The organism is Nostoc sp. (assembly GCF_036916655.1).
GTDB lineage: Bacteria > Cyanobacteriota > Cyanobacteriia > Cyanobacteriales > Nostocaceae > Nostoc.
On sequence record NZ_JBALFY010000117.1, the window covers coordinates 79,651 to 93,541 of the forward strand.

12 protein-coding genes are annotated in these 13,891 nt (G+C 43.2%); 6 read left to right on the top strand and 6 right to left on the bottom strand.

The genetic code is table 11. From position 1 onward, the window contains the following. Positions 1-42: 42 nt before the first annotated feature. Together V7L31_RS30805 and V7L31_RS30810 are read right to left on the bottom strand one after the other, a co-directional pair. Positions 43-855 (bottom strand): helix-turn-helix domain-containing protein, encoded by an 813-nt coding sequence (locus V7L31_RS30805; protein ID WP_334699746.1) that lies wholly within the window; start codon positions 853-855, stop codon positions 43-45. Beyond that, positions 830-1,642: a pseudouridine synthase gene (locus tag V7L31_RS30810; protein ID WP_334699747.1), complete on the bottom strand. Its 813-nt coding sequence runs from the start codon at positions 1,640-1,642 to the stop codon at positions 830-832. Before V7L31_RS30810 ends, V7L31_RS30805 begins: the two co-directional genes overlap by 26 nt. A gap of 134 nt (positions 1,643-1,776) precedes the next feature. Between V7L31_RS30810 and V7L31_RS30815 the strand changes: the two genes are divergently transcribed. Beyond that, positions 1,777-2,490, top strand: coding sequence for an LmeA family phospholipid-binding protein (locus V7L31_RS30815; protein ID WP_334699748.1), 714 nt, complete (start codon positions 1,777-1,779; stop codon positions 2,488-2,490). Between the two features lie 329 nt (positions 2,491-2,819). Here V7L31_RS30815 and V7L31_RS30820 read toward each other — a convergent pair whose 3' ends face one another. After that, positions 2,820-3,701, bottom strand: a complete 882-nt coding sequence (locus V7L31_RS30820) for a phosphatidate cytidylyltransferase (protein ID WP_334699749.1) — start codon at positions 3,699-3,701, stop codon at positions 2,820-2,822. Positions 3,702-3,843: 142 nt separating this feature from the next. Further along, complete coding sequence (gene cbiT, locus V7L31_RS30825; protein ID WP_292849404.1) at positions 3,844-4,446, bottom strand: precorrin-6Y C5,15-methyltransferase subunit CbiT; 603 nt, start codon at positions 4,444-4,446, stop codon at positions 3,844-3,846. 93 nt (positions 4,447-4,539) lie between these two features. On the opposite strand from cbiT, the gene V7L31_RS30830 reads away from it, so the two are divergent. Together V7L31_RS30830 and tatA are read left to right on the top strand one after the other, a co-directional pair. Then, entirely contained in the window at positions 4,540-5,943 is a 1,404-nt protein-coding gene (locus V7L31_RS30830; RefSeq protein ID WP_334699750.1) for a serine/threonine protein kinase, read from the top strand. Positions 5,944-6,024: 81 nt separating this feature from the next. Next, on the top strand, positions 6,025-6,198 hold the full coding sequence (gene tatA, locus V7L31_RS30835; RefSeq protein WP_094348761.1) for a twin-arginine translocase TatA/TatE family subunit: 174 nt from the start codon (positions 6,025-6,027) through the stop codon (positions 6,196-6,198). Positions 6,199-6,239: 41 nt separating this feature from the next. Here the strand turns inward: tatA and cphA are convergent, their stop codons facing one another. Both cphA and V7L31_RS30845 read right to left on the bottom strand, forming a co-directional pair. After that, on the bottom strand, positions 6,240-8,945 hold the full coding sequence (cphA, locus tag V7L31_RS30840) for a cyanophycin synthetase (protein WP_334699751.1): 2,706 nt from the start codon (positions 8,943-8,945) through the stop codon (positions 6,240-6,242). A 377-nt stretch (positions 8,946-9,322) separates the two neighbouring features. After that, complete coding sequence (locus V7L31_RS30845; RefSeq protein WP_334699752.1) at positions 9,323-10,186, bottom strand: cyanophycinase; 864 nt, start codon at positions 10,184-10,186, stop codon at positions 9,323-9,325. A gap of 538 nt (positions 10,187-10,724) precedes the next feature. On the opposite strand from V7L31_RS30845, the gene trmD reads away from it, so the two are divergent. From trmD to V7L31_RS30860, 3 genes are all read left to right on the top strand, one after another. Then, entirely contained in the window at positions 10,725-11,468 is a 744-nt protein-coding gene (gene trmD / locus V7L31_RS30850) for a tRNA (guanosine(37)-N1)-methyltransferase TrmD (protein ID WP_334699753.1), read from the top strand. Between the two features lie 38 nt (positions 11,469-11,506). Beyond that, positions 11,507-11,992: a 2-C-methyl-D-erythritol 2,4-cyclodiphosphate synthase gene (gene ispF / locus V7L31_RS30855; RefSeq protein ID WP_334699754.1), complete on the top strand. Its 486-nt coding sequence runs from the start codon at positions 11,507-11,509 to the stop codon at positions 11,990-11,992. Between the two features lie 63 nt (positions 11,993-12,055). Beyond that, the gene (locus V7L31_RS30860) at positions 12,056-13,837 is read left to right on the top strand and encodes an ABC transporter substrate-binding protein (RefSeq protein ID WP_334699755.1); all 1,782 of its coding nucleotides are present in this window, start codon (positions 12,056-12,058) and stop codon (positions 13,835-13,837) included. The last annotated feature ends 54 nt before the right edge of the window (positions 13,838-13,891 follow it).

Below are 13,891 nucleotides of genomic sequence, written 5' to 3' on the forward strand. Positions count from 1 at the left end.
AAATAACCAATGCCCAATGCCCCATGCCCAATGCCCTATATTTCAAAACTTAGGCTTGGCAGCAATCCTAACTTCTTCCTCTTTCCCCGGTTCTCCCATTTCTTTAGCTTTCTCCTGATTGACACTCATCAAAACACCTCCAGCATTATCAGTTTTCACTGTCAATTGCTCTTGGGCTTTCCAAATTCGATGAGTTCCCTCTGGCAGAATACCCTCAAACTCGGTTTTGCCATCGGCTACTACCCGAATCCAAGATGAGGCTTTCAATGTGACACCAATCTGTACAACCTGTTCCTTTTGGACACCGCTCAGGTTGTCGCTGACGGGTTGTACCTCCATAGACTCTTTTAGTTGAGCTAATTCTGGTTTGACAACAGACTTTTGTTTGGGATATGGCTGATTTTGGCTATTACTTGCTTGTAGTACCGCGTTATTTAATAGCTGAGATAACCCATTTACAGAGCATACTATTAGCAATATGTAAAGAAAGTAGAGATGAATTGGACGTAATTGAGCCAAGGGTGAAGCATCCCCAATACCTTGGGAGTTCGCTTGTGCAGAACTGATTGGAAAAGTGCCAGAAAATTCTACTCCATTCAAGCCTAGAGCTTCCGCAAATTGCCTAATCAAACCCTGAATATAGACTGGTTCTGGCAAATCGTTTAAATTACCTTCTTCGATCGCCTGCAATAATCGCCGAGGAATTCTGGTCAATACAACCACTTGCTCTAGAGAAAGACCCTGTTCTTGCCGTAATGCCCAAAGTTGAGCGCCTAATTCTGCTAGCTTTTCGGCTCGTTGTTCCTCTAATGAAAGTGATGGCTGGTGATTATTCTTCTTTCTTAGCCATTTCATGCCTACTGACACTCCTTAATTCCGCTAAATCATTAATAGGTTGCGTTATTTGTTCTTGCAAAAAGTGAATCTCATGATCTTTGAGGGAACGATATTTACCCTCTGACAAAAAGGGTTCCTTTAGAGTTTGTAATTGAATTGGGCCGATAGCAGTCCGATGCAGCTTAATGACTGGGTATCCTAACTGTTGAGCTATGCGGCGAATTTGGCGATTTCTTCCCTCCTGCAACACTATTTCTAAAAAGCTTTGCTCGGCACGGCGTTCGATTAGACGTACCTTAGCAGCCCTAGTTTTTCTACCCTCTAACATCACACCCTGACGCCACTTTTGGAGTACTGTTTCTGGTGGGTGTCCTTTGACCAAAACATGATATGTCTTGGAAATACTGTGGCGGGGATGGGTTAATCCAAATGTCAGTTCTCCGTCATTGGTCAGGATTAATGCTCCTGTGGAGTCTGCATCTAGACGGCCAACTGGGTGAATACCTGAACCCTCCCGTAATTCTTTCGGTAGTAGATCCAGAACTGTTGGTCTGTGGTGAGGGTCGGAGCAAGTCGAAACCACTCCCGCTGGTTTGTGCAGCAATAGATATATTAAAGCCGGACGCTGCTTTTCGGATACAGGTTTACCATCAATTGCGATCGCATCTTTTTCGGGATCAACTTTTTGGCCTAAATGTGCCAACACGCCATTGATCCGCACCCGTGAGTGCCTAATCATTTCTTCGGCTTCGCGACGTGAGGCGATACCCCATTGAGCAATAATTTTTTGTAACCGTACCTCCATGTGGAAATTGCTTATTTACTGTTAACAATTAAATGATATTTGCATTTTGTAGCGAGTAGGCATAAATGTTACATTTAAGGCTTATTTAATTTCTGTTCAGTTGTTGAACAAATACCCATAAACAGATTGGTTAAATGCCAGAGCAAAATTCCCAAACAACAAATGCAAATAAAATCCGCATAATTACGCAGGTACTAACAACAGCAGTCAAGCTTTGGTTAAGAGCGCAAGTCAGCCAAATATCAGAATTAGAAGTGGAGATCAAAGCGAGCGATCGCCAACTTTTCTCTGGGCGCATCCCTTCGGTATCTATTTTTGCCACTCATCCAGTTTATCAAGGTCTCCAGATTACACAAATTAAATTAACAGCAGAAAATATTCGGATAAACATCGGCTCCGTACTCAAAGGAAAACCTCTACGACTGTTAGAAACAGTACCAGTGGTTGGCGATTTAATCATAGACGAGAAGGATCTCAATGCTTCTCTCTCATCTGACTTATTATCGACTGCTTTGAGTGATTTATTGGTTAAGGTTTTACCAACACATTACCCACAGACACAATCAATTAATTGGCAAGAAATTCTTCTGGGGAACAACCAAATTATACTGCGAGGTTTGAGAGTAACCAATAGTGAAACAACGCCTCTAGAGATTTGTCTAGGCTTACAGTTACTCAGTGGGCATGAGTTGCAAGTAGCACTAATTCCAATTCAGCCTGCCCAAGCAGATATGTTAGAGGACAATCATGAGTACAATCTGGATCTTGGCTCAGATGTCGATATCCAAGAACTAACACTGATCCCAGGCAAGTTGATCTGTCGTGGAAAGATTAACGTTAATCCTTGATGATGACAGATTTAAAAATACTCATACCCTATTTTGAATGATCTAGTGCCTCTCAAGGGATGAGGAGGACAAGGGGACAATCCCCCGCTTAGTTGCTACCCCACCTCGGAATAGAATTCCAAGGCTAATAGCTATAAGTCCTCTCAAGAGGACTACATCAGAATTTTAGTCCACTTGAGTGGAATTGAGCTATTAGCCCGGAACTTAAGTTCCGGGCGGGATATAGGTCAGTGCAATACTTTAACTGTGACAAAAATGTGGTTAATGACAATCCCTACAAGGGTTGGGGCTATTCTTCTTAGGTATGTATTGAACTCAACTGAAAACCGCTACAGTAGCGGCAACAGTAGTGTCACAAAATAATAAACCAAAGGAGCAGTAAAAATATAACTATCAGTACGGTCTAAAATACCACCGTGGCCGGGGATTAACTGTCCAGAATCTTTAACTCCAGCATCCCGCTTGAGCATAGATTCAGTGAGATCCCCTAAAAGACTAGCAATGCCAATCAGCAAACCCAATGCTAAACCAGTGAAAGGGGAATTTGGCAAGTGGAGATAATAGGCTCCTGCTACGGCTACAGCAACACTTGAAGTAATACCAAAGACAGCACCTTCTACAGTTTTTTTCGGGCTAATCTCAGACAGACGGGTTTTTCCAAAGAATTTACCAATGGTATAAGCACCGATATCGGCTGCCCAAATACACAAAAAAGTTAGTAGTGTTGCTGTAAAACCTTGTGGTAGAGAAGCGGAATTTGCCTTATCCCAGAAATCCATCCAGTTTGTAGGCCAGTAACCTCCAAAAGGGAGATTGCTAAAAGCAGCACTATCAATTGCTCGTAACCGTACCCAATAACTTGGTAAATAACCTACGTAAAATAGCCCCATAATGGAAGCGGAAACATCAGCGATCGTGGCAAATTTGGGTTGAAACAGCAGATAAAAACAAATAAGTGTGCCAGCTATTGGCATCACAGCATCAGCTAAACTGCCATCTAGCGTGCAAATTACCAGCAATACTTGGCTAGCAGCCATTGTGGTTTTAGCAGCAGGAACTATACCTCTGGCTCGCACCAAATTAAAATATTCCTGTTGTCCCAAAAAGACGATAACCGCAAACATGATAGTAAAGTACCAACCACCCAAAAGGGTAACTGAAAGAGCAAGAGCGATCGCAACAATTCCACTAATAATCCGAGACCAAGGCATAGAAGTATTTTGGATTTTGGATTTTGGATTTTGGATTAGAGATTAGCTATTCGAGATTAGGGATTGGTAATTGTGGCTTGGTTTCTTATGCCCTAAATCCCCAATCTAAAATCTAAAATCTAAAATCTAAAATCTTTTGGATTTAGTCTAGTTTCTCACCACTGAGGATAAAAATGGGATCAACGGCGGTAAAGCTTTGAGAAAAGCCGCGTGTCTCTAAGCGGTTAACCGCAGATTGGACGACTTCGATATTTCTAGCCCTTAACAGAGAAAAGCTCTGAGAAATAGCATATAGACTTTCTAGATTAGCAGCTGTGGCTACAACCCGACCGGATGGCGGCAAATAATGCCAAGCTGCTTGCAGTATTTCCTGAATGGGGCGTCCTCCTTCGATACAAATACGGTGAGGGGCAACCTTAAGATCGTGTAAACATTCTGGGGCGCTGCCTTCAACAACTTCGACATTTTTCACATCAAAGCGATCGCAGTTACGCTTGATCAAATTAGCGACTTCTTCATCCCTTTCGATAGCAATAATCTGTCCACCTGGACACAATAGCCCCACCTCTACCGGAATTGTACCTGTCCCTGCGCCAATATCCCACAACACGGAATCTGATTTTAGCCGCAGTTGCGAAATTAATAGCAGTCGGACTTCTCGCTGGCTCAGGGGAATTCCTGGCAAATGTTCAAATAATTCATCGGGAATACCAGGGGTAATATAAGGCCAAAGTTGGGAGGGCATAGAATTACGCAATTATACTAAAGATATTGATTTGCCATATTGAAGAGCTATAAGCTATAAAACTTTTCAACCGTAGCATTATAAGAAAACATAATGATTGGCGAAATATTAGGCGAACGCTACGAAGTTCAGCAGCTATTAGGAAAGAAAGCAGGGCTGCGGACGCTATTAGCTCGTGATTTGCAAACTCAGGAATTAGTTGTCATCAAGTTACTCTCTTTTAGTAGTGACTTTGAGTGGGATTCACTCAAGTTGTTTGAGCGAGAAGCTGAAACTTTAAAAAACCTAGCACATCCCTCAATTCCTGGCTATTTAAACTATTTTGAGGTAAATTTACCAACCATCAAAGGATTTGCTCTAGTACAAACCTATATCCCTGCACAAACTTTAGAGCAATGTTTACAAACTGGGCGGACTTTTACAGAAATTGAAGTCAAAGAGATAGCTAAAGCACTTTTAGAGATTCTCGTTTACCTACATGAGCTACATCCGCCTGTAATTCATCGTGATATTAAGCCTAGCAATATTTTATTGGGCGATCGCTCTGGTAATAGTATTGGTCAAGTTTATTTGGTAGATTTTGGCTCAGTACAAACCGTCTTGGCTACCGAAACCGGGACAAGAACTGTAGTCGGAACTTATGGCTATATGCCACCAGAGCAATTTGGCGGACGCACTGTTGCAGCATCAGACCTTTATAGTTTAGGTGCAACCTTAATTTATTTAATGACGGGTACTCACCCAGCCGATTTACCCCAAAAGGATTTTCGGATTCAGTTTGAGGAAGCGGCTAATCTCAGTCCCAGCTTTAGCAATTGGTTAAGGTGGATGATTGAACCTAGTTTAGAACGCCGTTTGAGTTCTGCTGACCATGCGATCGCAGCTTTAGAGAAACCAGAACCGACAAACTTACCTACTTTAGTTGTTGGCAAACCAGATGGGAGTAAGATTCAACTAACTAAAAATGGGGATTCTCTAGAAATTATCGTTCCACCATCTGGTTTTGATCCATCAATAGTATTTACAGGTTTATTTGCGATCGTCTGGAATTCATTTATCCTCATTTGGACAATTAACGCACTCTCAGCGCCTTTTCCTGTCAACATCCCCTTTGCCATGTTCTCGCTTCCATTTTGGAGTGCTGGCTTGATGATGGTGTATAAATTTCTTTTTAATTTATTTGGACGCATCTGCCTACGCCTGAATCCCAAAGAAATTGCCCTAAGCTGGGAGTTGTTTGCTTGGAAATTTTATCGTCCCCGTGCATCATCAAGGCAAAATATTAATAAGTTAGTTTACATTCCCAAACATTTTACTAAAGACTCTGAAGGTACTAGAATTGCCGTTCCCGCACAATTGGATATTTGGGTAGGAGTAAAAAAATATCAGCTTGGTGGTAATAGTGGTGCGATTAAATCGGAAGCGGAACTAGAATGGATAGCCCAGGAATTAAGCGATTGGTTAGATTTGCCAATTACCAATCCAATTAGAAGTTAGTTGCATTCATCAATGGCTAACTTATGGTATGTGAGCCATCAATGTCTATATTTAATTACAGATGCCTTAGAGGAAATTTATATGTTTGGACTGGGATGGCCAGAAATAGCTGTAATTAGCATAGTCGCTATTCTAATTTTCGGCCCAAAAAAAATTCCTGAACTGGGGACTGCACTGGGGAAAACCCTACGAGGTTTTAAGGAGGAGATGAAAACTCCCAGCGAGGAAACCAATCAGGAAGAAGAAAAACAATAATAAAAGGAGTCAGGAGGAGTCAGCGCACTGACTTCTCTTGACTACAACAAGGTATTAACAACAGAAGAAGGTGCGATTCCATTTTGGGAATCGATAACAGTTGTGCCAGCATTTTGTTGGTGTGTCTCTTCTTTCGCTAAACCACGCAGCTTAATTAACTTAATCGCGCGAGTAACGCTTTCTGGTAAAATTACCACCAGACTGTTATCAGGAGCCATGTCTAAGCCTTTATTTATCGCTTGGGTTTCATCCAAAATTGATTCATAGCGGCTATCAGGCTTAACTTCGGTGATGCCTTGAATAATTAACTGGGCAGCTGATCCCCGTAGTCTTCCCCGTGTATCATCATCTTCTTTGATGATGATGTAATCAAAAATTTGCGCTGCTAGCTTACCCAAAGTAACAAAATCTTCGTCGCGGCGATCGCCTGGCCCACCAATTACGCCAATCCGTTGTCCTGTAGTCCAGTTCCGCACAAAGGAACCTACAGCTTCATAACTGGCTGCATTGTGGGCATAATCCACCAAAGCGTGGTAGTTGCCTAAATTAAATAGATTCATTCGTCCCGGTGTTTGGCTAACTGAAGCCCGGAAAGTCTTCAAACCAGCCCGAATCTGCTCAATTGTGACGTTTTGCACGAATGCTGCCAAACTTGCAGCTAAAGCGTTGGCAATCATAAACGGCGCACGTCCGCCCATTGTTAAAGGTATATTTTCGGCTCTTTCTATCCGGTGTGTCCAATCACCTTTAACAATTGACAAATAGCCATTTTCATACACTGCCGCTACTCCGCCCTTTTGGATGTGCTTCCGCACTAACTCTGAGTCGGGGTTCATAGTGAAATAAGCAATATTAGCCTTAGTTTTCTCTGACATAGCGGCGACGCGGCGATCGTCGGCATTGAGTACCGCATAGCCATCAGGGAATACAGCTTCCGCTACTACACTCTTGAGGTTAGCTAATTGCTCAATGGTATCTATATCGCCTATTCCTAAGTGGTCTGAGGCTACATTCAATACTACACCTACATTTGCGGCTTCAAAGCCCAATCCAGAGCGAAGAATGCCACCGCGAGCCGTTTCCAGCACTGCTACTTCTACTGTGGGATCTTGGAGGATGACGTGGGCACTTTGGGGGCCTGTGTTATCGCCTGCCTCTACTAAGTAATCACCGATATATGTTCCATCAGTAGTAGTATATCCAACTACTTTGCCAGTCTGTTTATAAATATGTGCTAGTAGGCGGGTAGTGGTGGTTTTACCATTAGTACCCGTGATACTGAGGATGGGAATTTGGCTAGATTGCTCGTTAGGAAACAGCATATCCATCACTGCGCCGGCAACATTACGGGGAATGCCGACGCTTGGGGCAACGTGCATTCGGAAGCCGGGGGCGGCGTTAACTTCGACAATCACGCCATCAACTTCCCGCAGCGGACGGCTAATATCCGTGGTGACAATATCGAGTCCAGCGATATCCAAACCGATAATCTTGACAACTCGTTGTGCCAACCAAAGATTTTCGGGGTGAATTTCATCGGTACGGTCTACCGCACTACCACCTGTACTTAAGTTGGCTGTTGCTCTGAGATAACAAATAGTGCCCTTGGGTGGCACGCTATTTAGGGTGTAACCTTGCCTTTCTAGCAATTGGTAGCTGGTGCGGTCTAGTTCAATCTTAGTGAGAACGTTATCATGTCCTTCACCGCGATTTGGGTCAAGGTTGGTTTCTTCGATTAGTTCGGAGATGGTGGATCTGCCGTTGCCAATGACATGAGCCGGAACCCGTTCGGCGACTGCTACGACTTTGCCATTTACCACTAATACCCTATGGTCGCGCCCAACATAATATCTTTCGATAATAATTGACCGAGAAACCTGTCTGGCAGCTTCGTATCCAGCTTCAGCTTCTTCCCAAGTTCTGATATCAATGGTGATCCCACGTCCATGATTGCCATCCAGGGGCTTGATGACGATGGGATAGCCGCCCACGAATTCAATAGCTTGTTCTAAATCGTCTAAAAAGTTGATTACTGTACCTCTGGGTACTGGGGCACCAGCAGCAGCGAGGATGCGTTTAGTGGCTTCTTTATCGCAAGCTAGTTCTACACCCAAAATGCTGGTGTTATCGGTCATTGTGGCCTGCATTCGCTTCTGATTGACGCCATAGCCTAGCTGAATCAAAAAGCGGGCTTCCAGCGACATCCAGGGAATACCTCTTTTTTCTGCTTCTTTGACGATCGCTTCTGTGGAGGGGCCTAGTGAGGCATCACGGGTGAAGTCTTTCAGGTCTTGGATATCTTGCTCTAGTTCTGCCTTGGGATAACGGCCTCGATCAACAATACTCTGGCACAGCCGTACTGCGGCTCGTCCAGCGTAGCGTCCCGCTTCCTCATTCAGGTACTCGATTACTACTTGATAAATTCCGGGTGTGGCAGTTTCGCGGGTGCGACCAAAGCCGACATGCATACCTGCTAATTCTTGGAGTTCTAAGGCTACGTGTTCCACGATATGGCCCATCATAGTGCCTTCTTTGACTCGCATCAAAAAACCACCACGACAGCCAGGCGAACAATAGTGACCCTCCAGACTCGGCAGCGCCTCAACTAATCCTTCATAAAAGCCAGGGATTTCATTCGAGGGCGTCTCGCCAAGGGTTTCTAAATCGAGGCGCATGACGATCAGTTTGTGGCGTCGAATGCTCCAATAGTTTGGGCCGCGTAAGGTCTGGATCTTGAGGATTCTCATGGGAATAGGTAGATGGAGATTCGGAACCAAAATTCTAGTTTCTTACTGGAATTGACCGCTAAACTGTTCATGAAAAACAGTTTTTTCTTTTTACATGGTATTCTTATCATTTTTCTACGGTAAGAAATAATAAACGTGCGGCCAACCAATTTTGGATTTTAGATTGACATTTTAGATTGTAAAGATACTACTAGGGTACTTAACTCTCTGAATTTTAGATTGACGATAGTTAGCTAAACCGAGTCATTGAAGTTCTTTTAGATTGGTTTTGTCTACTTTTTGGTAGTATGTACCGAAAAGTTCTTTTAATCTAAAATCCAAAATCCAACATCTAAAATTTGCGGTCAACTCAGTGTAACCTCAGATACTCTATACCGTCAGCTGGAAATTCGATGTACAGCAGGCAATACAGTCCGCTGGTACAAGTGGAAGCGATCGCCGTAGCTGAGGATATGAAGACGTAAATTATGTACGGTTAACGGTTCATTAGCGCCAACATGAGGTTCGTTGGTGTGGGTCAACTCAGTGGGATCAACAATGGTGACACTGCCTTTACCCATAACTTGTAACCACCCATCACGTTCAAACACAGCACAAGTATCTTCGTCAATGCCAATACCTAAGCGATCGGGATGAGCTGAGATCGCGCTAATCAATCGCCCCATCCGATTACGGTTGTGAAAGTGTTGGTCAACGATGACTTCAGGAATAAATCCCAAACCAGTTGCCATATCCACTAGGGAACGATTTGGCGTTTCTCCACTACCGCCGCCAGCAATCATGTGATGCCCCATCACCGCCGCTCCTGCACTAGTGCCTGCTAACGTCAGTTGCCCTGCCCTCACCCTCTGACGAATAATTTCCATTGCTGGCGTATCTGCCAATACGCCACAAAGACGCAGCTGGTCTCCTCCTGTCAAAAATACCCCACTACAGGCTTCTAAGGATGCTTTAATCTGGGAGGTTTCACACTGTTCTCGTTCGCGGATGTCTAAAATCTCTACCTTCTGGGCACCCATTTCTTCAAAAATGCGAATATACCGACCACCGATGATGGCAGGTTCGCGAGAGGCAGATGGAATAATTGTAATATAAGCCTTACTAGCACCGGCGCGTCCAAAAAAAGTTCGTAGGATTTCGCGCCCATGAACTTTATCTTCTGCACCTCCGATAACCAGAACGGCGGTTTTAGTTGCTTGGGGTGTCCTCATTTCTAGCCATTTAGCTTGTAATTGCGGCATTTTGTCTCTCCTGTCAACAACTTCAGGTGAATTTAACAAGGTTCGGAAGCAGCCATGATTTTTGCGCTTTGCAACTTTAGAGAGGACACTTTTTGGAAGTTTGGATCTGGGCTAGCCACTCTCCAAATTTTCGCCTAACGCTCGCGTTGCCTCAGTCTAAACGTGTTTGTTCCCATTCCTCAAAGCCAGTGCCTTGTTTTTCACCTGTCCACTTGCAGCAGGGCAAAATAGTCTTTGGAGGCTAGATTCCCCCTTTAGTATTGGGGACAAGCATTTAAGACTACGCTTTTTTCTGAGGCCGGCTTGATGCATCCTGGAAGTTGTTAACTTGATATGATTATTAATTTAAATGTAGTTGTGACAACATTTAAACATAAATTAAGTAATTAGAAAAACTTTTGATCCCATCTAAAATCCAAGAGGTCTGGTAGTTTTAGATACTATTGATAAAGTTTAACTGGAGTTTAACCCGACCTTGGCTTGCTGATGTTTGCTAGACATTCAAATTTAAGATTAGTGTCCTCGAATACGAATAACTGTGCGCTTTGATATAGTTACGCTTTTTCCTGACTGTTTTAACTCTGTTCTCAATTCTGGGCTGCTGGGTAAAGCCTTAGCCAAACAGATTGCCGAAGTGCATCTGGTTAATCCACGGGACTTTACCACTGACAAGCACCGAAAAGTAGATGATGAACCCTACGGTGGCGGTGTTGGGATGCTAATGAAGCCAGAACCTCTTTTTAGCGCTGTGGAGTCGCTGCCGATTCTACCCCGAAGAGAAGTAATTTTGATGAGTCCACAAGGTCAAACAATTAATCAACCTCTTTTGAAAGAATTGGTGACAAATTATGACCAGTTAATAGTAATTTGCGGACATTACGAAGGAGTGGATGAGAGGGTGCTACATTTAGTAACTCGTGAGGTATCTTTAGGCGATTTTATTCTGACTGGTGGAGAAATTCCAGCAATGGCTTTGATTAATGGCGTCGTGCGACTAATACCCGGAACTGTAGCCAAAACGGAGTCTCTCACAGCAGAAAGTTTTGAGGAAGGGTTATTAGACTATCCTCAATATACTCGTCCTGCCAATTTTCGCGGCTTGAAAGTGCCTGATGTCTTACTCAGTGGCAATCACGCAGCGATCGCCCGATGGCGTTACGAACAACAAATTCAAAGAACCCGCGATCGCCGCCCCGATCTTCTGGAGAAATTGGAGCAGGGGGAGCAGGGGAAGCAGGGGAGCAGGGGAGCAGGGGAGCAGGGGGAGAATAATAATTTCTAACTCTTGACTAATGACCAATGACTAATGACTAATGACTAATGACTAAAATTCGTATTGGTAACGGCTACGATATTCATCAACTGGTGAGCGATCGCGCTTTGATTTTAGGTGGAATTAAAATTCCCCATGAACTCGGCTTATTAGGGCACAGTGACGCTGACGTACTAACCCATGCGATTATGGATGCCATGCTTGGGGCTTTATCCTTGGGGGATATTGGTCATTATTTTCCGCCTAGTGACCCTCAATGGGCGGGAGCAGATAGTTTAATACTATTAACTCAAGTAAATCAACTAATTCGCGATCGAGGTTGGCAGGTGGGGAATATTGACTCGGTAGTAGTAGCAGAACGTCCAAAATTGAAACCGCATATTCACAATATGCGTGACAAACTAGCAGCGGTTTTAGAATTAGAACCAAATCAAATTGGCATCAAAGCTACCACTAACGAAAAATTAGGCCCTGTTGGACGTGAAGAAGGTATATGTGCTTATGCTGTTGTCTTACTAGTTGCTTCCGAGTAACTTTTGTTTTAGCCTCTGATAAAGATATTGAAGACTGATTAGGATGGAAATAAATTTGGAATTATGAAATCTTTTAGAAAAATATTTCTGGCAATTAAATATTTTTGGTTGCCCATAATTTTGACTTCAGCAACAGCCCTTACACTTACCGCCTGCAACCCTACTAACTTTAAAAGTGCAGCTGCTCAAACGCCGCAATTGGTAACTGCTATTCTCAGCGATCCCAAAACTTTTAACTACCCTTTGAGCCAGGAATCTCCGAATGTTTTTCCTCTGATTTTTGAAGGGTTAACTTCTGAAAACCCCGTAACTGGCAAAATTGAGCCTTCTTTAGCAGAATCTTGGGAAATTTCTGATGACAAATTACGATTTGTTTTTACCTTACGTAAGGAATTGAAATGGTCTGATGGGGAACCCTTAACAGCAGATGATGTAGTATTTACCTTCAACCAAATTTACCTAAACGAAGCGATTCCCGCAGATGCTAGAGATGTGCTACGGATTGGTGCAAGTCGGGCTTTGCCAAAGGTACGAAAAATCGATGCTCAACGAATTGAATTCACAACTCCAGAACCATTTGCACCATTTTTAGGAACTCTAGGATTACCAATTTTACCTGCTCACACCCTAGAACCATTTATCAAGACAAAAGACCAAGAGGGTAAGCCCATATTTCTGTCAAAGTGGGGTGTTGATACTCCTCCAGATCAAATTATCGTTAACGGCCCTTACAAGCTAGAGCGCTACGACACAAGTCAGCGTGTAGTCTTCAGGCGCAACCCCTACTACTGGCGCAAAGGTCCCAAAGGAGAACCCCAACCTTATATTGAACGGATTGTGTGGCAAATTGTAGAATCAACAGATACTTCTTTACTACAATTCCGTTCTGGTGGATTAGATACTGTGGGAGTCTCGCCAGATTATTTCTCTTTGCTAAAGGTGCAAGAAAAGCAGGGAAATTTCAAAATTTTCAATGGTGGGCCAGCAACAGGTACAACGTTTATTTTATTCAATTTAAATAAAGGTAAAAGAGATGGAAAACCACTGGTCGATCCAATTAAATCGCGTTGGTTCAATACTGTAGAGTTTCGGCAGGCAGTAGCCTATGCAATTGACCGGCAAACAATGATTAACAACACTTTCCGTGGCTTAGGTAAACCCCAAAATTCGCCAATTTCTGTGCAAAGCCCTTATTATTTGTCGCCAGAAGAAGGTCTAAAAGTTTATAACTACAATATAGAAAAGGCGAAGGAACTGCTATTAAAAGCAGGATTCAAATATAACAATAACCAACTAATTGATGCTCAAGGAAACCGCGTTCGCTTCTCGTTACTCACCAATGCTGGTAACAAAATCCGCGAAGCAATTGGCTCGCAAATTAAACAAGACCTGAGTAAAATTGGTATTCAAGTTGATTTCACTCCTCTAGCGTGGAATACTTACACAGATAAGCTATCAAATTCATTAGACTGGGAAGTTTCTATGCTGGGTCTGACTGGTGGTTTAGAACCAAATGATGGGGCTAATGTCTGGTCTCCCGAAGGTGGATTACACATGTTTAATCAGAAACCCCAAGCTGGACAAAAGCCAGTGCAAGGTTGGGAAGTGGCTCCTTGGGAAGCAGAAATTGCTAAGTTATACATTCAAGGAGCCAGGGAATTAGATCCAGCAAAGCGGAAAGAAATTTATGCCGAAACACAAAAAATTACCCAAGAAAATTTACCGTTTATTTATCTAGTTAATGCTTTATCAATGTCAGCAGTGCGTAATCGCTTTGAAGGCATCCAATACTCTGCACTTGGTGGCGCATTCTGGAACATTCATGAAATTAAAATAACAAATTAGTCATTAGTCATTGGTCATTACTTGCAGATAAAAATAAATGACAAAGGACAAAGG